We start from the raw sequence: 20,086 nt of genomic DNA on the forward strand, positions 1-20,086 counted from the left end.
CGGTTAACAAGTACTCACGGGTGGCCGTGCCACACTGTACGCATGTCTGACGTTCCCGAGATCCGTATCGGCACAGCCGAACGCGAGCAGGCCCTGAACTCGTTGAGCGAACACTTCGCCGCGGGCCGGCTGACGGTCCCCGAGTTCGACGAGCGCAGTCTCGCGGTCACGAATGCCACCACCCGCGGCGAACTCGATCGAGTGTTCACCGACCTCCCCGCGACCACCGCGGCCGCGCCCGCCAAGGCCGTGGCAGCGGACACCGACCACGACCAGAACTGGCGCCGGATCGTGATGTCGGTGATCCCGCTCGTCGCCCTCGTGCTGTTCTTCGTCGTCCCCGTCGACAACAGCTGGCTGTTCTTCCTGATGATCCCTGCCGCCGGCGCCATCCTGTTCGGCACCCGCGACGACCGTCACGGTCGAGATCGTCGCCGCGACCGGGGCCGCTGACGTGGAACCGGTCGAGGTCAACGCAGGCGGCTGGTACCTGCGCGCGCTGCGCCAGGACGAGCGGGTCGACGACCGTCCGGCGCTCGCGGACGGTGGAATCACCGAACCCGGCTACATCGCCCGCCGCGCGGCGCAGTGGCTGAGCGACGAGCACTATTCCTGGGCGATCTGCCAGCCCAACACGGGCGAGCTGCTCGCCGAGGTGGGGCTCACTCCGTCCGGTGAATCCGCGACCCTCACCGGGTGGGCCCGCGCCGGTCACGAGGACGCGCTCGCGAGCGGATCGGATGCGGTGCAGCGGTTTGCGGAGGGCGCACTGGGGTTCACGGTTCAGCGGTGAGTATGCGATCCGTTCCGGTGACGGCGCTCACCGTGCTGGCGCTGGTCATGTTGCTGTCCCCCGCGTCCGCGACGCCGTCGGGTCCCGAACATGCCGACAAGGTGGTGCACGCGCTGCTGTTCGCAGCGCTGGCGGTTGCGTCCCGGTATGCCCTTCTGATGCCACGGATCACGGTGCTTTGGCTCGCGGCGTTCGCGGTGATCACCGAGATACTGCAGGGCGTACTGCCGATCGGCAGGCACGGTTCGGTCTGGGATCTCTGCGCGGACATGGTGGGTGTGGCGATCGGGCTGTCCGCTCAGTCCGCGATCATGCGCTCCCGCAGCAGAGTCTGAACTGCCGCGTCGAGGCCGAGTCCGTCCGAGAAGTACCGCTCGACCGTCCCGTACTGCTCGCGCATGGCGGCGAGTGACACCTGCAGATACTGCTCGCGGACCCCGAGGACGGGCTCGAGCAGCGCCGGATCTCCACCCGCGTCGACGAATTTCTCGAACACGCCCGCGAACGCCGGCAGCAGGAACTCGTTGGTCAGCAGGTAGTCGTGGAACACGTCGTCCTCGCCGACGCCGAGGAGCAACAGCAGCGCCGCCGTGGCCCACCCCGTCCGATCCTTCCCCGTGGTGCAGTGTACGAGGGCCGGCGTGTTGCCGTTCGACGCCAGACCGCCGAACAGTTCCCGGTACGAGGACACCGCACTGGGCATCGCGACGAAATCGCGGTAGCTGCCCTCGAAATACTCGATGGCGCGTCCACCGCCGAGTTCGCGTTCGGCGATCATCGGGTCGGCGATCACCTGCAGCATCTGCGCGGGGATCGAGCGGATCCCCTTGTCGGCGAGCACGTCCAACGCGACTGCGCGGGCCCCGTTCGGGAGTATGTCGGGGGCCGAGTCACGCTCGTCGGCGGTCCGCAGATCGTACACCGTCCGGATCCCGAGGCCGTCGAGCAGCGGCATGTCCGCGTCCGCGACCCGGCTGAGATCGGTCGAACGGTAGAACACACCGGTGCGCACCTTCGCGCCGTCCCCGGTTCGGTATCCGCCGACGTCTCGCAGATTGGGCACGGACGTGAGCGGAATCGGCGTCATGCGTCGACGGTACCGCCCAGCACCCGTGCCAGTGCATCCACGGCGGCGTCGAGTTCCGCGGTCGTCACCGTCAGCGGTGGACGGAACCTGATCCCGCACTTGCCGGTGGGCAGGATCAGCACCCGCTCCCGGTCCCTCAGGTCCGCGACGACCCGGTCCCGCCGCTGCGGGGTGGGAAGCGTGATCGCGCACATCAGGCCCCGCCCCCGCGGCTCGGTCACGTCGGCGTTCGCCCGCGCGAGTTCCCGGAGCCGTCCGAGAAGGTGCGCCCCCGTCATCCGGGCCCGGTCGACGAGCCTGTCCTCCTCGACGATCTCGAGGATCCGGCGGGACCGCACCATGTCGGTAAGGTTGCCGCCCCAGGTCGAGTTGATCCGCGAGCTGACGGCGAACACGTTGTCGGGGATCTCGTCCACCCTGCCGCCGGCCATGATTCCGCAGACCTGGGTCTTCTTGCCGAACGCGACGACGTCGGGGTGCACCCCCAGTTGCTGGTACGCCCAGGCGGTTCCGGTGAGACCGCAGCCGGTCTGCACCTCGTCGAAGACGAAGAGGGCGTCGTTCTCGCGGCAGAGTGCCTCCATCGCCTGGAAGAATTCCGGGCGGAAGTGGTGGTCTCCACCCTCACCCTGGATCGGCTCGGCGATGAAACAGGCCACGTCCGAGGGGTTCTCGGCGAACGCGCGACGCGCCTGATCCAGTGCGTGCCGTTCGGCTTCCTCGACGTCCCGCCCGTCCGCGAGGTACGGGGAGTCGATACGCGGCCAGTCGAACTTCGGGTACCGCGCCACCTTGCCGGGCTCGGTGTTGGTGAGCGACATGGTGTATCCGCTGCGCCCGTGGAAGGCCTCGGTCAGATGGAGCACCTTCGTGCCGAGTGCCGGGTCGAGGCCCCGGCTCTCGTTGAGCCTGCTCTTCCAGTCGAACGCCGCCTTCAGCGCGTTCTCGACGGCGAGCGCGCCACCGTCGATGAAGAAGAGGTGCGGTAGTGCGGGATCGCCCAGCACCCGGGCGAACGTCTCGACGAACCGTGCCATCGGGACGGTGTAGATGTCGGAGTTGCTCGGTTTGTTGATCGCCGCCGCCGCCAGTTCCCGGCGAAACGCGTCGTCGTCCGCCAGTGCGGGGTGGTTCATCCCGAGGGCCGACGACGCGAAGAATCCGAACATGTCCAGATAGCTGGTGCCGTCCCGCAGGTCGACGAGATGCGTGCCGCGTGAGCGGTCCAGGTCGAGCACCAGGTCGAACCCGTCGACCAGAATGCGCTCGCGCAGCACGCCGTGCACCTGGCTCGCCGGCAGCTCGCCCCCATCTCCGGTAAAACGAATCGCTGTGCTCATACCGAGAGATTACGTCAAAATTCCTGTCTGCCGGCGACGATTCGGCAACATATCCGGTGCGGGGCTCACTTGTCGTAAAATGTTTGCAAGATGATGGTGCTGCGCGTATGCACGTTGGCGGTGGCGCGGATCTCCTGCAGCAGGTGTTCCAGCTCCCGCGGCGAGGCGACGCGCACCAGCAGCACGTAGCTCTCCTCCCCCGCGACCGAGTGGCACGCCTCGATCGCGGGGAGGTTCCGCAATCGGGCGGGCGCGTCGTCGGGCTGCGACGGATCGAGAGGGGTGATCGCGACGAATGCGGACAGACCGTGCCCGAGCGCATCCGGATCGATCTTCGCGGTGTACCCGCGGATCACTTTGCGGGCCTCGAGCCTGCGTACCCTCGACTGCACCGCGGAGATCGACAGCCCGGCCTTCTCGGCGAGTGTCGCCAGGGTCGCCCGGCCGTCGGCCACCAGCTCCTGCATCAGTACCCGATCGATGTCGTCGAGAGGAGTATGGGGTGCGTCGCTACGGAAAGATTCCACCACCAGCGCAGGCTAGCCCAGCGGAGGTGCATCATGGTTGAAACGTGGGAGCTCCGCGCCCGCTTCGCCCGCGCACTGGGCGCGGCGTACAGCCGGACGGTGCCCGCCTACGACACGCTGGCCGAGGTGGCCGACGAGGTCAACGCGGACTTCTCGGCAAGAAACCCGGCCGACGCCGAACGCCGGGGTGGCCTCGCCCGGATCACCGTGGAGCGCCACGGCGCGATCCGCCTCGGTGGGCCGACGGAGCTTCGTCAGGCCGCCATCCTGTTCTCGGGTTTCGGGATGCACCCCGTCGGCTGCTACGACCGGCGCGGTGCACCCGAGCCGGAGCCCGTCGTCTCGACGGTCTTTCGTCCCGTCGACCCGATCGAACTGGCCCGCAACCCGTTCGGGATGTTCACCTCGATGCTCACTACCGCGGATCGCCGGTTCTTCGACGGCGAACTGCAGCACCGCCTCGAGAATGTCCTCGCCGCCCGCACCGTGTTTCCCACCGAACTGCTGCACCTGGCCGCGCTCGCGACCGAGGAGGGCGGGCTGACCGCACCGACGGCGGAACGGTTCGTCGCGCTCGCGGCCGCGGCGTTCGCGCCGTCGGACACCGCGGCCGACCGATCCTGGCTCTCCGCGCTCGAACGCGTCGCACCCGTCGCCGCCGACGTCGGCGGGCGCACGGGCGTGCGGGTCGTGCACCTCGCACCGCGAGTCTTCGACATCGACGAGCTGTGCCGTCGGTCGGCGCGGCACGGCCTGCGGAGGATCGACGGCACCGACCGTCCGCACGCCCCGGGTGGCCCGGACGTCCTCGTGCGGCGGGTGTCGTTCGGCGCCGCCGGCACACCCGGCGGCGTCCTCGTGGCGGAATCACGGGGCATCGCACTGACACCCGAGGGACAGGAACTGTACGACGACCCTTCCCGCGGCGAGGGCGAGTTCCCACTGACGGAAGCGGAACTGGAGGCCCGTGGGCTGGCGTACTTCACCCACCGCCGCACCGGTGACGGCGACGTCGCGGAGCCGATCCTCTACGAGGACTTCCCGCCGATGCCGGTCGACTCCGGCCCCGACCCCCTACCGTGGCTCTCCGAGACACTCGGCCGGGCCGTGCACGACCCGTTCACGCTCTACCGACAGCAGCAGGACCATTCCCGAGAGAGGACAGCATCGTGAACCTTCCCGCCCCCGAGGAATTGTGCCGACGCGCCGAGGACGCACTGATCAGATGCGGCGCCGAGATCACCGACGGCGGGGGACCGCTCGTCGCGCGCACACCGATCACCGGGACCGAACTGCGCACGGTGACGGCGAGCACCCCGGAGGACGTGGACCGGGCGATCGCTGCGGCCCACGAGACCTTCCTCGAATGGCGTTCCGTCCCCGCCCCCCAGCGCGGCGCCGTGGTGCGCCGTCTGGGTCAGCTCCTGACCGAACACAAGACCGATCTGGCGGAACTGGTCACCCTCGAGGCAGGCAAGATTCCGTCCGAGGCGCAGGGCGAAGTGCAGGAGATGATCGACATCTGCGAATTCGCGGTCGGTCTGTCCCGCCAGTTGCACGGCAAGACAATGGCGTCGGAACGTCCGGGACATCGGCTGATGGAGACATGGCATCCGCTGGGAGTCGTCGGGGTGATCTCGGCGTTCAACTTCCCGGTGGCCGTGTGGTCGTGGAACACCGCGGTCGCGCTGGTCTGCGGTGACACGGTGGTGTGGAAGCCGTCGGACCGGACGCCGCTGACGGCGATCGCCTGCGACGCCCTGCTGGCGCGCGCCGCCCGGGACGTCGGTGCACCCGCCGGGATCCACGCGCTGATCCAGGGCGCGGGGGACGTCGGCGAACGGCTCGTCGACGACGCACGTGTCGCGTTGGTCAGCGCCACCGGTTCGGTGCGGATGGGTCGCGCCGTGGGGCCGCGCGTCGCCGCGCGCTTCGGCAAGTGCCTGCTCGAACTGGGCGGCAACAATGCGGCGGTGGTGGCACCGTCCGCCGATCTCGATCTGACCGTGCGGGGCGTCGTGTTCTCCGCCGCGGGCACCGCGGGACAACGCTGCACGTCGCTGCGACGGCTGATCGTGCACTCGTCCGTCGCCGACGAACTGGTGGAGCGCATCTCTTCGGCGTACGGCCAGCTGAAGGTCGGGAACCCGTTCGACGACGGCGTCCTCGTCGGCCCGCTGGTGAACCGCTCCGCGTTCGACGCCATGCAGACCGCATTGGACAAGGCCCGCGCCGACGGCGGGACCGTCGTCTGCGGTGGCGAACGCAGCGGTGGCAGCGACTCCGCCTACTACGTCTCGCCCGCCCTCGTACGGATGCCCGCGCAGACGTCGGTGGTGCAGGAGGAGACGTTCGCACCGATCCTCTACGTGCTCACCTACGAAGACTTCGACCAGGCGATCGCATTGCACAACGAAGTGCCCCAGGGACTCTCGTCGTCGATCTTCACCACTGATCAGCGCGAGGCCGAGAGGTTCCTGGCGGCAGACGGTTCCGACTGCGGCATCGCGAACGTCAACATCGGCACTTCGGGGGCGGAGATCGGCGGGGCGTTCGGCGGCGAGAAGGAGACGGGTGGCGGACGCGAGTCCGGATCCGACGCGTGGAAGGCCTACATGCGCCGTGCGACGAACACCGTCAACTACTCCGATCGACTCCCGCTCGCGCAGGGGGTGGAGTTCACCTGACGGGCGGTGTCGACCGGCTACTCTCGGGGCGTGAGCAACTGGACCGAGATGGCGCGTGAGATCGCCGAGGACGTGCTGTTCCCGGTGGCCGACAGCGTCGATGCCGACGGCGAGATTCCCGACAGTCACTTCGAGACCCTCGCCGCCGACGGCTTCTACGGACTCGCGGCACCCGGCGAAGAGGGAGTGACGCCGTCGGTGCTGGTCGACGTGATGGAGACGTTGTGCGGCGGTTGCCTCGCGACGGCGTTCACGTGGATGCAGCATCACGGCGTCGTCGCCGGTCTCGCCGGTTCACCGAACACGACCCTGCAGGATCGGTACCTCGACGGACTCGTCGACGGCACGGTGCGGGCCGGCGTCGCTCTGGCCGGAGCGATTCCCGTCCCGCCCACCTTGTGGGCGCGCAGCGTCGACGACGGCTACGTGCTCGACGGGGTGTCGCCGTTCGTCACCGGCTGGGGCATCGTCGATCTGCTCCAGGTATCGGCTCGCGACGAATTCGACGACTCCATCGTGCACGTCATCATTCCCGCACAACCGCTGCGCGGACTCACCGCCGAGGAACTCCCGCTGATCGCGGCACGGGGGTCGAACACGGTCCGGCTGAAATTCGACGGGCTCGCCGTACCGCGGGATCTGGTGAGCGCCGTCGTCTCCCCCGAAGACTTCGCGAAGAGCCAACTGTTCGGGTCGTGGATCAACGGGTGCATGGCGATGGGAATCACCCGGCGGGCGATCAGCGAACTGCACGCCTTCGGCGTCGACACGGACCCGTTCGAGGAGCAGGCCGCCCGGGCACGTCTCGACCTGAACGCGGCACTCGAAGGCCGGGCGGAGATCGCCGAAGCGCGCGCCCGCGCTTCGGAACTCGCCATCCGTACCGCCACCGCCCTCGTCACCGCGAAGGGTAGTTCCGCCCTGCTCGCGGGAAACACGGCGGAACGACTGATGCGTGAAGCCACCTTCACACTCGTCGCAGCGGGACGTCCGGCGATCAAGTCCGCGTTGCTGCAGCGCCTCGGCCGCGACTAGCGCGTCGCTCGCTACACCCTGACAGTTCCGACGCCGAGAGTAGGTTTCGTCCATGGCATGCCGTATCAGTGAACTCGTGCTCGGTTGCCGCGACCCCGAGGTGCTGGCCCGATTCTGGTGCGAGGTCCTGGACTTCGTGGTGCTCGACCGCGAGGGCGACGGAAGCATCGAGATCGGGCCACGCGAAGGGTTCGGCGGCCCACAGCCGACGATCATCCTCAGCCGCCGAGACGTCCCGGAGCCCGGGAAACCCCGGCTGCACATCGACGTCAACGCCACCGACCGCGATCAGGACGCCGAACTCGAACGCCTGCTGGAACTCGGAGCACGCCCCGCCGACATCGGCCAGACCGGCGAAGAGCCCTGGCACGTCCTCGCCGATCCCGAAGGCAACGAATTCTGCCTGCTCCGGGCCCGCCTCGCTCCCCTCTGACATTCCTGGCCGGTGCGGGATCGTGCACCGGCGTCGAGTTCGTGGCCGCCGGAGTTTGGCGTGCGTATCTGTCGGTGCCGTCGTCTACTGTCTGACGGCTCCACTTGTGGCGCACCGCCCTTCGACCGAAGCGAGACAACGTGCTCAGGATGATCCGCGCAGTTGCGCTGGCGCTACTCGCTGTCGGCGCGTACGTGGTGTTCTCCGAGCACGAGCCGTCGACCGTCGAGGCGCCATTGCCGTCGTTCGCGCCGGCAGCAGTACCCGCCGCGGATCTCGCGACGGTGTGAGCACAGGCCTGGGCTAGGGCACTCGGTCCTCGGCGCGCACCCGGTCACGGATCCTCCGGCGAGCACGATCGATCAGCTCACCGGCGTGGTGCCGGTGATTGATTCGCGGTTTCCTCTCCGGGTCGATGTGCGGTGGCGGTATCCATTCGGTGCGTCCCGCGTACACGTCGCCGGGTGGCGCGCTGGTGGTCGCCCAGCCGGCAGGCCCGTCGTTGACCCGCGCATGGCAGGCGTCGCACACGAGCGTCAGCGAGTCGATGTCGGTGCGCCCGCCATTGCGCCACTCCTGCACGTGGTGGACGGCGCAGATACTGGCCGGTGCTGCGCAGCCCGCTCGTGTGCATCCACCTTCGGCGGCGATGAGAGCGAGCCGTTGGTCCGCGCTCGCCACGCGTCGAAGCCGTCCGAGATGCAGGGGCCTGCCGTCGTGGTCGAACAGGACGAGGACCGGGTGGGCGTTCTCCGCGAGTTTCAATGCGTCGTCGAGAGGAAGGAGACCGCCGGTCGCCGTGGTCGCCACACCGCCCGCCGCTTTCTCGAGTTGATCGAGCGTCATGGTGATGATCGCCGTGACGGGCAGACCCCGGTGCCGACCCAGGACCTGAGATTCGAGCACGACCCTGAATATCGCACCGAGGGCGTCGTGGTTGCGTTGCGCCGCGGTGCGCGTGTCCCGCGCCGCCGCCGCGACCAACGCTTCACGATCGATCGACGGATCCTCGGCGTCGCCGCGGGGAGACGCCGGGTCGTCCGGATTGTTCATGCCGGGGCGGGCCCATTTCGCGAGAATCGGGTCGAGGAGGGCGCGCGCGGTGGGGTCGAGTTCACCGGAGATCTTCGACATCAGTTCGGTGTCCTGACGACCGAGTGAGATGCCGCGCCGGCGAGCCCGATCACGATCGTCCGCGAGGCGCCCGTCGGGATCGAGGTAGGCGAGCAGTCGGTGACCGGCACTCTCGACGTCCTCCGGGGTGCCACCACGCGCGCACTCGGCCAGGATCGCTTCGGCTGCGGCGACGTCCGCATTCGACACGGCGTGTGGGATCTTGCGCATGATCTTCGAGACCGCCCGGGCGTGATCGGGGCCGATGACACCCTCGCGTTGCGCGGCGGCCGTTTCCGGCAGTGCAGCCGGCAGGTCGTCGCCCGATAGCGTGTGCCAGGCGCCGAGATTGCGGGCAGCCGACACCCGGGCCGACGCATCCGTCGCCGACACGCGCAGCACCTCGACCAGCAGTTTGTTCGGTGAGTTGTAGCCGAGCGTCGCGGGCAGCGAGCGTTCGACACTCTCGACGATCAGCCGATGCGAGACCGCGCCTGCGCGGCGGAGGGACTTCTCGAGTTGCTGCATCGTCAGCGTCACATCGGAATCCGACACATCCGTGAGGTCCGCGTCGAGCAGGCCCGTGACGGCAGCAGCCAGCGCAGTCAGGTGTTCCGTCACCTGATCCGCCGCCAACCCCCCGGTCGAACCCATGTTCGAATCATACTGCGACCCACCGACAAGTTCGCAGATCGATGCACACACGGCGGATCGAACGTTCGACCATCCGCCTACGCGGAGGTCTGCGATCACCTGCTCGCATTCGGGTACGGCGACTCCCACCTACTGGCGGAGTTCCTGGCATCCGAATTCGGTATCCGAATTCGTCCTTCGACAGCACGGACACGTCGACGAGCACGGCTGTGTTGCCGGGCGAACAGTTCCCCCGCGTGATACCTCACCAGCGAGCGTCCAGGTGGGAGCTCGACTCCGGTTCCGATCGCCCCCGGACGGAAGAATTCCGGAGACCACACATCATGTGCCCGCCGCCTGTCGGACCCCCGGTGCAGTATGGAACGGTGACCGACGTCCTGGGCAGGTTCTCCGCTGCCACCCGCGAGTGGTTCGGCGGCGCGTTTCCCGCGCCGACGGCCGCGCAGCTCGGTGCGTGGGAGGCGATCGCCAGCCGAGCGCACACGCTGGTCGTCGCCCCGACCGGTTCAGGCAAGACGCTGTCCGCGTTCCTGTGGTCCCTCGACCAACTCGCCGCAACGGACGGGAAGGACCGCAAGACCAAGGTTCTCTACATCTCCCCACTCAAGGCGCTCGGGGTCGACGTCGAACGCAACCTGCGGGCCCCGCTCGTCGGGATCACGCAGACGGCCAAGCGGCTCGGACTCACGCCGCCGGAGATCTCGGTGGGTGTCCGCTCCGGCGACACACCGGCCGGCGACCGGCGCGCGTTGATCAAGAATCCGCCCGACATCCTCATCACCACCCCCGAGTCGCTGTTCCTCATGCTCACGTCCGCCGCGCGCGAGACGCTGACGCAGGTCGACACGATCATCGTCGACGAGGTCCACGCGGTGGCGGGCACGAAGCGCGGCGCGCACCTGGCGTTGTCGCTCGAACGCCTCGACCGGCTCCTCGACACTCCGGCGCAGCGCATCGGACTGTCGGCGACGGTGCGGCCCCACGAGGAGGTGGGCCGCTTCCTGTCCGGTTCGGCGCCGATCCGGATCGTGGCACCGCCGTCACCGAAGACGTTCGACCTCACCGTGCAGGTCCCGGTGGAGGACATGACCGAACTCGGTCTCGCCGAACCCGCCGAAGGCTCGGCCTCGGCGACCCCGCAGGCGGGGTCGATCTGGCCGCACGTCGAGGAGCAGATCGTCGATCTCGTCCTGGCGCATCGATCGTCCATCGTGTTCGCGAACTCGCGGCGGCTCGCCGAGCGCCTGACCGCACGACTCAACGAGATCTACGCCGAACGCGCCGGGACCGCGGTCGACAAGAACCCGAAACCGGCCTCGCAGATCGGCACCCCGTCCGAGGTCAACTTCGGTGCGGACCCGCTGCTCGCCCGCGCCCACCACGGGTCGGTCAGCAAGGACCAGCGGGCTTTGATCGAGGACGACCTGAAGTCGGGGCGGCTGCGGTGCGTGGTCGCGACGAGCAGCCTCGAACTCGGAATCGACATGGGTGCCGTCGATCTGGTGATCCAGGTGGAGGCGCCCCCGTCCGTGGCGAACGGTCTGCAGCGCGTCGGCCGTGCCGGACACCAGGTCGGGGAGATCTCCCGGGGTGTGGTGTTCCCGAAGCACCGCACCGATCTCGTGCACTGCGCCGTCACCGTCGAGCGGATGGTCACCGGCAAGATCGAGGCACTCGCCGTACCCGCCAACCCGCTCGACATCCTCGCCCAGCACACGGTGGCGGCCACCGCCCTCGAACCGCTCGACGTGGACGACTGGTTCGAGACCGTCCGGCGCAGTGGCTCGTTCGCGACGCTGCCGCGCTCGGCGTACGAATCCACCCTCGACCTTCTCGCGGGCCTCTACCCCTCCGACGAGTTCGCCGAACTCCGGCCCCGCCTCGTCTGGGACCGCGAGGCCAACACGCTCACCGGACGCCCCGGCGCGCAGCGGCTGGCCGTCACGTCGGGCGGCGCCATCCCCGACCGCGGTCTGTTCACGGTCTACATGGTTGGTGAGAAGGCGTCCCGCGTCGGCGAACTCGACGAGGAGATGGTGTACGAGTCGCGGGTCGGCGACGTATTCGCGCTCGGCGCCACCAGCTGGCGGATCGAGGAGATCACCTTCGACCGGGTGCTGGTCAGCCCCGCCTACGGACAGCCGGGGCGGTTGCCGTTCTGGCACGGCGACGGTCTGGGCAGGCCTGCGGAGCTGGGCGAGGCGCTGGGCCAGTTCCTGCGGGAGATCTCGCTCGGGCACGAGACCGAGGTGCAGGAGCGCTGCCGGACCGGTGGGCTCGACGAGAACGCCGCGAACAATCTCGTGCAACTCGTCACCGAGCAGAAGGCAGCCACCGGGCAGGTCCCCACCGACCGCACCCTGGTGGTCGAACGGTTCCGCGACGAACTCGGCGACTGGCGCCTCATCCTGCACTCGCCGTACGGCCAGCGCGTTCACGCGCCGTGGGCGCTGGCGGTCAGTGCCCGGTTGAGCGAGCGTCACGGCCTCGACTCGAACGCCACGGCATCCGACGACGGCATCATCGTGCGCCTCCCCGACACCGAGGACACCCCTCCCGGAGCCGACCTCTTCGTCTTCGACACCGACGAGATCGAGGACATCGTCACCGAACAGGTCGGCGGGTCGGCGCTGTTCGCGTCCCGGTTCCGTGAGTGTGCGGCCCGGGCGCTGCTGCTGCCCCGACGAACCCCGGGAAAGCGCGCACCGCTGTGGCAGCAGCGGCAGCGGTCCGCCCAGTTGCTCGACGTGGCCCGCCGGTATCCGACGTTCCCGGTCCTGCTCGAGACCGTCCGCGAGTGTCTGCAGGACGTGTACGACCTGCCGGCGCTGAAAGACCTGCTGCGCAGGCTCGCACGACGGCAGATCCGGATCGTCGAGGTGGAGACGCAGTCGCCGTCACCGTTCGCCGGCGCCCTGCTGTTCAACTACGTCGGCGAATTCATGTACGAGGGCGACAGCCCGCTCGCCGAACGCCGGGCCGCTGCCCTGTCCCTGGATTCGACGCTGCTGGCGGAACTGCTCGGCCGGGTGGAACTGCGGGAACTGCTCGACGCCGACGTCATCGCCCGCGCCGAACTCGAACTCCAGCGACTGCTCCCCGACCGCAAAGCGAAGGACCTCGAGGGCGTCGCCGACCTCCTGCGCTTGCTGGGGCCGCTGACCTCCGACGAGGTCGCCGCACGGGCGACCGCCGATCCGGCCCCCTGGCTCGACGAACTCGTGCGTGCGAAGCGGGCGCTCGGCGTGTCGTTCGCCGGTCGCGAATGGTGGACGGCCATCGAGGATGCGGCACGCCTGCGTGACGGGCTCGGGGTGCCGCTGCCCATCGGTGTTCCCGCCGCGTTCATCGAACCCGTCGACGATCCGCTGGCCGACCTGATCAGCCGGTACGCCCGCACCCACGGCCCGTTCACGATCACCGACGCCGCGGCCCGTTTCGGTCTCGGTTCGGCGGTGGCCCGCGACGTCCTGCAGCGGCTCGCGCAGGCCAAGCGGGTGGTCGAGGGCGAGTTCCGCCCCGGCGCGACGGGCAGCGAATGGTGCGATGCCGAGGTCCTGCGCCGTCTGCGCAGGCGCTCGCTGGCCGCGGCGCGTCAGGAGGTCGAGCCGGTCAGCACGGCGACGCTCGGCCGCTTTCTCCCGGCCTGGCAGCACGTCGGGGGCACACTGCGCGGTATCGACGGTGTCGCGACCGTCGTGGAACAGCTTGCGGGCGTTCCGGTTCCCGCGTCGGCACTCGAATCACTGATCCTGCCGTCCCGGGTGGCCGGCTACTCCCCCGCCATGCTCGACGAACTGACGTCCACCGGTGAGGTGTTGTGGTCGGGCGCGGGCAGCATCTCCGGCAAGGACGGGTGGGTGTGCCTGCACCCCGCCGATACCGCACCGCTCACGCTGACCACGCCCACCGAATCGGACCTGACCGACGTGCAGGGCCGGGTACTCGACACGCTGTCCGGCGGCGGCGCGTACTTCTTCCGGCAACTCGCGGACACCCTCGAGATGTCCGACGACACCGCGCTGGCCACCGCTCTGTGGGATCTGGTGTGGCTGGGCCACATCGGCAACGACACCCTCGCCCCGGTGCGCGCCCTGCTGTCGGACACGTCCAGGACCACCACGAGCCACCGGTCGCCGCGGCGTCCCCCGCGCGCCCGGGCGTACCGCAGCCTGACGGTGCCGGTGCGCACCGCACCGCCGACGGTCGGGGGACGATGGTCGATTCTGCCCGCCGCCGAATCCGATGCCACGCTGCGGGCCAGCGCGACCGCCGAATTGTTGCTGGAGCGGTACGGGGTGGTGACCCGCGGGTCCGTGATGACCGAGAACGTCCCGGGCGGTTTCGCGCTGATGTACAAGGTGCTGGGCACGTTCGAGGACAACGGCCGCTGCCGGCGGGGACACTTCGTCGAGTCGCTCGGCGGTGCGCAGTTCTCCACTCCCCCCGTGGTGGACCGGCTCCGGAGCTACGGCGATTCACTCGAGGGCAGGCACACCACGCTGCCTGCCGTGACGCTCGCCGCCAGCGATCCCGCCAACCCGTACGGTGCGGCCCTGCCGTGGCCGCGGCGCGGCGACGACGCGCCCGCGCACCGGCCGGGACGCAAGGCCGGTGGACTGGTGGTGCTGGTGGAGGGTGAGCTGATCCTGTTCGTCGAACGCGGCGGGCGCACCGTCCTCACGTTCACCGACGACCCCGGTGTGCTCCGCACCGCGGCCGTCACGCTCGCCGGGGTCGTCAAGCGCGGTGGGATCGACAGGATCGTGGTCGAGAAGGTGGACGGCGACACCATCCACGGCAGCGACTTCGCGCCGATCCTGACCGAGGCGGGGTTCTCGCCCACTCCACGCGGTTTCCGGTTGCGAGCCTGACATGCCCGAAGGCGACACCGTCTGGCGCACCGCCAACTCGCTGCGCGACGCCCTCGAAGGCAAGGTCCTGACCCGGTGCGACGTGCGGGTGCCCCGCTACGCCACCGTCGACCTGTCCGGGCAGGTCGTCGACGAGGTGGTCAGCCGGGGGAAGCACCTCCTCATCCGGGTCGGCGACCACTCCATCCACACGCACCTGAAAATGGAGGGCGCGTGGCACATCTACGCGCCCGACTCGAGGTGGCGGCGTCCCGCGCACCAGGCGCGCATCGTGCTGGCCACCGAAGACCGGGTGGCGGTCGGATTCTCGCTGGGCATCACCGAGATACTCCAGCGGGACGACGAAGAGTCCGCGGTCGGCCACCTCGGCCCCGATCTGCTGGGGCCGGACTGGGATGCCGGCACGGCGGTCCGCAATCTGCGGGCGGCCGGCGAGCAGCCCATCGGTCTCGCCCTCACCGATCAACGCAATCTGGCCGGTCTCGGCAACGTGTACCGCAACGAAGTCTGCTTTCTCCGCGGCGTCCACCCGTACACTCCGGCGGGCGAGGTGACCGACCTGCCCGCAATGGTCACGCTCGCGCACCGCATGATCCACGCCGACAAGAACAACTCGATCCGTCACCGGCCGTGGGTGTACGGGCGGGCCGGACAACGGTGCCGCCGCTGCGGGACGGTGATCGAAGGCCACGACCTCGGCCGCCAGGAGATCTTCTTCTGCACGTACTGCCAACCGCCGAGGGTGGATTAGCGCAGGACCGTCGTCGGTGGCCCGAGCGGCGGAGGTCGGCGCGTTCGCCTGCGGCCGAGCAACCAGGCGGCACCGTCCGGCACCCACAGCACCGCTGCGGTGCCGATCGTCAGCAGATATGTGGGCGCGATCAGGGGCAGCAGGATGCACCCGAGCAGTGCGACGGGAAAATCTCTGCGCCACAGCAGCGACAGCAGCACCGGCAGCGCGAGCAGGAGGGCGGCCAGGCCGAAGTGCGAGGTCGCCACGGCCCACGGCACGCCCACCACCCAGCACAGCATCCCGAGCACCTGGTGGGTGATCAGCAGGAACCGGGCGACGTCGGTGAACGTCCAGAACCGGCCGACCTCGACGCCGACCCAGAAGATGCGGCTGCGGAACGGTCCGACGCCCTCGTCGAGCAGGGCGAGCCGGAACAGCTCGTCCGCGCGGCGTCGCAGCGTGTTTCCCTCCTGCCCCTGCGCGCTCGCACGTTTGCAGAGGTCGTCGTGCATGATCGCGGGCAGCAGTTGCCGGCCGTACGGGGTGAGCAGGCCCTGCAGCGGCGCGGGAATCGATGCGAGATCCGTGCGGAGCAGGCACGGCATCGGGGCGCAGCCGGGCACCGTCACCACCGTGTCGCCGTGGACGTAGACGAACTCGCCGACGAGTTGGAAGAACTTGCGGTCGAGTACCCGGAGCTCGGGTTGCGGGCGAGTCGGATCGTCCACGGACACCTGGAACGGCATGCGCACCTCACTCGTGGCCGGCCTTGTTTGCCTCCACCACCAGAGTGACGCAATGCGCGACGAATTGCTCGCGCGACGCGGCCACAGTTCCGTCGAGATATCCGATGAACAGGATCGTGAGGGCGCCCACCACTCCGACGGCGACGAGTTGTTTCTCCACCTCGTCGTCGACGGCGGAGAGCTGGTCGTGCACGAGTGCGACGAAGCCGGGCATCAGGTCGATGCCCCGCCTGCTCAGCGCGGGTTCGGACAACGGCGCGAGCAGCAGCACCCGCCCCATGTCGGGATCGTCGACCATCAGTTTCACGAACGCGTCCACGGCCGCCTCGGCGCGCTCGCGTGCGGTCTCGGTGGACGCCACGGCCGCCACGAGGGCGGCCTGCGCCTCGTCCCCGACCGCGGTGTAGACGGCGCGCACGAATTCGTCCCGGTCCCGGAACGACTCGTAGAAGTACCGTTCGGTCAACGATGCCGCGCGGCACACCGCGCGCACGTTCACGGCGGGCCCGTCCGCCGCACCGAGCAGCGCGACGCCCGCCCGCAGCAGCGCATTCCGCCGTGCTTCCCGCCGGTCCTCCAGCGTCACTCTTCTCGCCCCAATCCTTGACTACGCGTGTTGTCAGATCCTAGTCTGACAACGTGCGTAGTCACCTGAACGCGGACGGTACGCCCGTCCCGGCCTCCGCCCCCGTCCCCCTCGGCCCCGATTCGCTGACCTGGAAGTATTTCGGCGACTGGCGCGGAATGCTGCAGGGCGTGTGGGCCGGGTCGATGCAGAACATGCATCCCGGTCTCGGCGCCGGCGTCGAGGAACACTCCCGCTTCTTCGACGAGCGGCGGGAGCGGCTCTACCGGTCGCTGTACCCGATCGGCGGCGTCGTCTTCGACGGCGACCGCGCCCAGCAGACCGCGGAGCAGGTCCGGGGATACCACGACACGATCAAGGGAATCGACAAACACGGCCGCAGGTACCACGCCCTCGACCCCGACACGTTCTACTGGGCGCACGCCACGTTCTTCATGGGCACCATCCTCACCGGCAACAATTTCATGGGTGGCCTCACCGAGGACCAGAAGCGCCGCCTCTTCACCGAACACATCCAGTGGTACCGCCTGTACGGGATGAGCATGCGCCCCGTCCCGGAAACCTGGGAGGCGTTCTGTGAGTACTGGGATCACATGTGCCGCAACGTACTCGAGGACAACAAGGCCACCCGCGACGTCCTCGACCTGTCCGGCCTCGGCGCTCCCCCGTTCCTGTCGTGGCTGCCCGCCCCGATCTGGACGATCCTCCGCTTCCCGGTGGCGAGGGGTTTCGTGTGGCTGACGGTCGGCATGTACGACCCGCCGGTCCGCGACCTCCTCGGCTACCGCTGGACCAGCCGCGACGAGCGCCTGCACACACTCGTCGGCCGCGCCGTGAACGCGGTCTTCCGTCTCGTCCCCCGGCGGTACCGCTATCACCCGCGTGCCCGCGCCGGCTGGGACCGCGAGACCGGGCGCGCCCCCGCGCACGCCCCGCTCGTGCACACGCCGCGACGGAACCTTCCCCCGGTCGACCGGCGCGACGACCCCCAGCACTACAGCCCGAAAGTCTGAGTTCCCAGGGAGCTCACAGGCAACGCCCACACTGCTCACGGGTTCCGGGACGACGCTGAATCACATGGAATTCATCGCTGTTACAGCCCTCGTCGTCATGGCGCTCTCCGGGGTCGTCGCCGCACACGCACCGAAATCGCTCGTCCACACTCGCTGACCGCGTGCGCGTGGAATGCTCGGGGCCATGGAGTGGGACCTTCCGAAACTCTTCAACCGCCCCGCGCAACTGGCCGACGCCCCGATCGACACCGAGCGCGCCGCCCGGCGCATCAGCGCCTACATCTACGGCAACATCCTCGTCCTCGCCGCGCTGATCCCCGTCACCAAGGCCCAGGAAACCCTCGGCATCGCGATCGTCGTCGGAGCCGCGCTGTCCACCTTCCTCGCGCATCTGTTCGCCGAGTCCGTCGGCCAGACACTGCGTCTCGACCGCACCCTCACCCGGGCCGAACGCAGCGGCGAACTCCGTGACGGCCTGCCCATCCTCACGTCGGCCGTCGTCCCCAGCGTCATCCTGTGCACCGCGCTGATCGGCTGGCTGGAACCGCGGACGGCGCAGTTGATCGCCGAGGTGGTGATGATCACCCGGATCGCGTCGATCAGTTACGTGATCAGCCGACTCCGCCGCGAGAAGGTCACATCCGGCACCCACTGGGCGGCGATCGGCCTCGCCGCCATCGCAGCGGCCATCGTGGTGATCAAGGTATTTCTGACACACTGACAGGCGGTTCGAGCAGTTCGATCCGCGATTCCGGTGCCGCCGCCCGCAACGCGTCGGCGGACAGGTCGTCCGGCTGCGCCTGCGACTGCACCTCCGCCTCCACCCGCGCCTGGTACGTCTTCACCTCGCGGTCGACGTCGTCGGCGTCCCAGCCGAGGACCGGCGCCACCAGTTGCGCCACCTGCTCGGCGCAGTTCACACCCCGATGCGAGTACTCGATCGCGATGCGGGTGCGCCGGGCGAGGATGTCGTCGAGATGCAACGCGCCCTCCGCCGCCGCCGCGTACACGACCTCGACCTGCAGATAGGCCGGCGCGTCGGTGAGGGGCTGGAGAAGTTCCGGTTTGTCGGCCGCCAGGTCGAGCACCTCGCCGATCAGCGAGCCGTACCGGTCCAGCAGGTGCTTCACCCGGTACGGGTGCAGACCGTACAGCTGGCCGAGGTGCACGGTCTGGTTGACCAGCGCGAAATAGCCGTCCGCCCCGACGAGCGGCACCTTCTCGGTGATGGACGGCGCCATCCGCGCCGGAATGTCCTCGGCCGCGAGATCCACGGCATCCTCGGCCATCACGCGGTAGGTGGTGTACTTGCCGCCCGCGATGGCGACGAGGCCCGGCGCCACGCGCGCGACGGCGTGCTCGCGTGACAGCTTCGACGTCTCGTCGCTCTCCCCGGCGAGCAGCGGACGCAGACCGGCGTAGACACCGTCGATGTCCTCGTGGGTCAGCGACGTCACCAGCACCTTGTTGACGTGACCGAGGATGTAGTCGATGTCGGCCTTGGTGGCCGCCGGATGCGCGAGATCGAGGTTCCAGTCCGTGTCGGTGGTGCCGATGATCCAGTGGCTGCCCCACGGGATGACGAACAGCACCGACTTCTCGGTGCGGAGAATGATCGCGGCGTCGCTGACGATGCGGTCACGGGGCACCACGATGTGAACACCCTTGGACGCGCGGACCCGGAATCGGCCGCGTTGCCGCGACAGCGCCTGGATCTCGTCGGTCCACACCCCGGTCGCGTTGATGACGACGTGCGCCTTCACGTCGGCGGTCCGCCCGTCCTCGCAGTCCCGGATGCGTACCCCGGACACCCGGTCCGCCTCCCGCAGGAAACCGACCACCTGCGTCGACGTCCGCACGACCGCACCGTAGTGGGCGGCGGTGCGGGCGACGGTCATGGTGTGCCGGGCGTCGTCGACGACGGTGTCGTAGTATCGGATGCCGCCGGTCAGCGAGTTGCGCTTGAGCCCCGGCGCCATCCGCAGCGCACCCGCGCGGGTCAGATGCTTCTGCGGCGGAACCGATTTGGCGCCGCCCATCCGGTCGTAGAGGAAGATTCCTGCCGCCATGTAGGGCCGCTCCCACAGCCGGTGGGTGATCGGGAACAGGAACTCGAGCGGCTTGACCAGGTGCGGCGCGAGGGTGGTCAGCGACAGCTCACGCTCCCGGAGCGCCTCCCGCACCAGTCCGAACTCGAGCTGCTCGAGGTAGCGCAGCCCGCCGTGGAACATCTTCGACGAGCGGCTCGACGTTCCGGACGCGTAGTCGCGCGCCTCCACCAACGCCACCTTCAGCCCGCGGGTGGCCGCGTCCAGGGCCGCACCGGCCCCGACCACACCACCGCCGATCACGACGACGTCGAACTGTTCGGTCTGCAGCTCGTCCCAGGCGGCATCGCGCTGCCGGGGACCGAGGAACTGCACACCAGGCTGACTACTCAACTCGGGCTCCTGTGAGATGACGAC

19 protein-coding genes are annotated in these 20,086 nt (G+C 69.1%); 12 read left to right on the forward strand and 7 right to left on the reverse strand.

All coding sequences use genetic code 11. The features are described 5' to 3' along the window. The first annotated feature begins 42 nt into the window (after window positions 1-42). From ACFTZB_RS10990 to ACFTZB_RS11000, 3 genes are read left to right on the forward strand one after another with little or no spacing between them, the layout of a single operon-like run. Entirely contained in the window at window positions 43-453 is a 411-nt protein-coding gene (locus ACFTZB_RS10990; RefSeq protein WP_378431569.1) for a DUF1707 domain-containing protein, read from the forward strand. A 1-nt stretch (window position 454) separates the two neighbouring features. After that, on the forward strand, window positions 455-793 hold the full coding sequence (locus ACFTZB_RS10995; protein WP_378431570.1) for a hypothetical protein: 339 nt from the start codon (window positions 455-457) through the stop codon (window positions 791-793). A 2-nt stretch (window positions 794-795) separates the two neighbouring features. Beyond that, complete coding sequence (locus ACFTZB_RS11000) at window positions 796-1,128, forward strand: VanZ family protein (RefSeq protein WP_378431619.1); 333 nt, start codon at window positions 796-798, stop codon at window positions 1,126-1,128. Here the strand turns inward: ACFTZB_RS11000 and ACFTZB_RS11005 are convergent. The 3 genes from ACFTZB_RS11005 to ACFTZB_RS11015 all read right to left on the reverse strand — a co-directional run bounded on the left by ACFTZB_RS11005 (window position 1,092) and on the right by ACFTZB_RS11015 (window position 3,750). Further along, window positions 1,092-1,880 carry a tyrosine-protein phosphatase gene (locus tag ACFTZB_RS11005; protein ID WP_378431571.1) on the reverse strand — a complete coding sequence of 263 codons (789 nt, stop codon included), beginning with the start codon at window positions 1,878-1,880 and terminating at the stop codon, window positions 1,092-1,094. The genes ACFTZB_RS11000 and ACFTZB_RS11005 overlap by 37 nt on opposite strands. After that, window positions 1,877-3,220 carry an L-lysine 6-transaminase gene (gene lat, locus ACFTZB_RS11010; protein WP_378431572.1) on the reverse strand — a complete coding sequence of 448 codons (1,344 nt, stop codon included), beginning with the start codon at window positions 3,218-3,220 and terminating at the stop codon, window positions 1,877-1,879. Before lat ends, ACFTZB_RS11005 begins: the two co-directional genes overlap by 4 nt. A 65-nt stretch (window positions 3,221-3,285) precedes the next feature. Further along, window positions 3,286-3,750, reverse strand: a complete 465-nt coding sequence (locus ACFTZB_RS11015) for an Lrp/AsnC family transcriptional regulator (protein ID WP_072949047.1) — start codon at window positions 3,748-3,750, stop codon at window positions 3,286-3,288. Window positions 3,751-3,780: 30 nt separating this feature from the next. Here ACFTZB_RS11015 and ACFTZB_RS11020 point away from each other — a divergent pair, with 30 nt between their 5' ends. From ACFTZB_RS11020 to ACFTZB_RS11040, 5 genes are all read left to right on the forward strand, one after another. Then, the gene (locus ACFTZB_RS11020; protein ID WP_378431573.1) at window positions 3,781-4,920 is read left to right on the forward strand and encodes a 2-oxoadipate dioxygenase/decarboxylase family protein; all 1,140 of its coding nucleotides are present in this window, start codon (window positions 3,781-3,783) and stop codon (window positions 4,918-4,920) included. Continuing rightward, window positions 4,917-6,434, forward strand: coding sequence for an aldehyde dehydrogenase family protein (locus ACFTZB_RS11025; RefSeq protein ID WP_378431575.1), 1,518 nt, complete (start codon window positions 4,917-4,919; stop codon window positions 6,432-6,434). Before ACFTZB_RS11020 ends, ACFTZB_RS11025 begins: the two co-directional genes overlap by 4 nt. Window positions 6,435-6,464: 30 nt before the next feature. Next, window positions 6,465-7,469, forward strand: coding sequence for an acyl-CoA dehydrogenase family protein (locus tag ACFTZB_RS11030; protein WP_378431577.1), 1,005 nt, complete (start codon window positions 6,465-6,467; stop codon window positions 7,467-7,469). Between the two features lie 52 nt (window positions 7,470-7,521). Continuing rightward, the gene (locus tag ACFTZB_RS11035; RefSeq protein WP_378431578.1) at window positions 7,522-7,902 is read left to right on the forward strand and encodes a VOC family protein; all 381 of its coding nucleotides are present in this window, start codon (window positions 7,522-7,524) and stop codon (window positions 7,900-7,902) included. Window positions 7,903-8,051: 149 nt separating this feature from the next. Then, window positions 8,052-8,192, forward strand: coding sequence for a hypothetical protein (locus ACFTZB_RS11040; RefSeq protein ID WP_378431580.1), 141 nt, complete (start codon window positions 8,052-8,054; stop codon window positions 8,190-8,192). 13 nt (window positions 8,193-8,205) lie between these two features. On the opposite strand, the gene ACFTZB_RS11045 is transcribed toward ACFTZB_RS11040, so the two are convergent. Continuing rightward, window positions 8,206-9,669: a DUF222 domain-containing protein gene (locus tag ACFTZB_RS11045; protein WP_378431582.1), complete on the reverse strand. Its 1,464-nt coding sequence runs from the start codon at window positions 9,667-9,669 to the stop codon at window positions 8,206-8,208. 365 nt (window positions 9,670-10,034) lie between these two features. Between ACFTZB_RS11045 and ACFTZB_RS11050 the strand changes: the two genes are divergently transcribed. Together ACFTZB_RS11050 and ACFTZB_RS11055 are read left to right on the forward strand one after the other, a co-directional pair. Further along, window positions 10,035-14,543, forward strand: a complete 4,509-nt coding sequence (locus ACFTZB_RS11050; RefSeq protein ID WP_378431584.1) for an ATP-dependent helicase — start codon at window positions 10,035-10,037, stop codon at window positions 14,541-14,543. A gap of 1 nt (window position 14,544) precedes the next feature. Beyond that, window positions 14,545-15,294, forward strand: coding sequence for a DNA-formamidopyrimidine glycosylase family protein (locus tag ACFTZB_RS11055; RefSeq protein ID WP_378431586.1), 750 nt, complete (start codon window positions 14,545-14,547; stop codon window positions 15,292-15,294). On the opposite strand, the gene ACFTZB_RS11060 is transcribed toward ACFTZB_RS11055, so the two are convergent. Both ACFTZB_RS11060 and ACFTZB_RS11065 read right to left on the reverse strand, forming a co-directional pair. Next, a complete protein-coding gene (locus ACFTZB_RS11060) occupies window positions 15,291-16,022 on the reverse strand; it encodes a DUF1353 domain-containing protein (RefSeq protein WP_378431587.1) in 732 nt (243 codons plus the stop codon). The genes ACFTZB_RS11055 and ACFTZB_RS11060 overlap by 4 nt on opposite strands. Window positions 16,023-16,029: 7 nt before the next feature. Next, window positions 16,030-16,608, reverse strand: a complete 579-nt coding sequence (locus ACFTZB_RS11065; protein ID WP_378431589.1) for a TetR/AcrR family transcriptional regulator — start codon at window positions 16,606-16,608, stop codon at window positions 16,030-16,032. 53 nt (window positions 16,609-16,661) lie between these two features. Here ACFTZB_RS11065 and ACFTZB_RS11070 point away from each other — a divergent pair, with 53 nt between their 5' ends. Together ACFTZB_RS11070 and ACFTZB_RS11075 are read left to right on the forward strand one after the other, a co-directional pair. Beyond that, a complete protein-coding gene (locus tag ACFTZB_RS11070; RefSeq protein ID WP_378431591.1) occupies window positions 16,662-17,621 on the forward strand; it encodes an oxygenase MpaB family protein in 960 nt (319 codons plus the stop codon). 184 nt (window positions 17,622-17,805) lie between these two features. Then, the gene (locus ACFTZB_RS11075) at window positions 17,806-18,342 is read left to right on the forward strand and encodes a hypothetical protein (protein WP_378431593.1); all 537 of its coding nucleotides are present in this window, start codon (window positions 17,806-17,808) and stop codon (window positions 18,340-18,342) included. On the opposite strand, the gene glpD is transcribed toward ACFTZB_RS11075, so the two are convergent. Next, entirely contained in the window at window positions 18,320-20,062 is a 1,743-nt protein-coding gene (gene glpD / locus ACFTZB_RS11080; protein ID WP_378431595.1) for a glycerol-3-phosphate dehydrogenase, read from the reverse strand. The genes ACFTZB_RS11075 and glpD overlap by 23 nt on opposite strands. Between the last annotated feature and the right edge of the window lie 24 nt (window positions 20,063-20,086).

The organism is Rhodococcus sp. NPDC057014 (assembly GCF_042673295.1).
Classification (GTDB): Bacteria; Actinomycetota; Actinomycetes; order Mycobacteriales; family Mycobacteriaceae; genus Rhodococcus_F.

Bases quoted from the DNA above. Each gene is read 5' to 3' on its own strand.
- ACFTZB_RS11060 (WP_378431587.1), bottom strand. From the start codon at position 16,022: ATGCCGTTCCAGGTGTCCGTGGACGATCCGACTCGCCCGCAACCCGAG.
- ACFTZB_RS10990 (WP_378431569.1), top strand. From the start codon at position 43: ATGTCTGACGTTCCCGAGATCCGTATCGGCACAGCCGAACGCGAGCAG.
- ACFTZB_RS11040 (WP_378431580.1), top strand. From the start codon at position 8,052: ATGATCCGCGCAGTTGCGCTGGCGCTACTCGCTGTCGGCGCGTACGTG.
- ACFTZB_RS11035 (WP_378431578.1), top strand. From the start codon at position 7,522: ATGGCATGCCGTATCAGTGAACTCGTGCTCGGTTGCCGCGACCCCGAG.
- ACFTZB_RS11055 (WP_378431586.1), top strand. From the start codon at position 14,545: ATGCCCGAAGGCGACACCGTCTGGCGCACCGCCAACTCGCTGCGCGAC.
- ACFTZB_RS11045 (WP_378431582.1), bottom strand. From the start codon at position 9,669: ATGGGTTCGACCGGGGGGTTGGCGGCGGATCAGGTGACGGAACACCTG.
- ACFTZB_RS11020 (WP_378431573.1), top strand. From the start codon at position 3,781: ATGGTTGAAACGTGGGAGCTCCGCGCCCGCTTCGCCCGCGCACTGGGC.
- ACFTZB_RS11000 (WP_378431619.1), top strand. From the start codon at position 796: ATGCGATCCGTTCCGGTGACGGCGCTCACCGTGCTGGCGCTGGTCATG.
- ACFTZB_RS11075 (WP_378431593.1), top strand. From the start codon at position 17,806: ATGGAGTGGGACCTTCCGAAACTCTTCAACCGCCCCGCGCAACTGGCC.
- ACFTZB_RS11005 (WP_378431571.1), bottom strand. From the start codon at position 1,880: ATGACGCCGATTCCGCTCACGTCCGTGCCCAATCTGCGAGACGTCGGC.
- lat (WP_378431572.1), bottom strand. From the start codon at position 3,220: ATGAGCACAGCGATTCGTTTTACCGGAGATGGGGGCGAGCTGCCGGCG.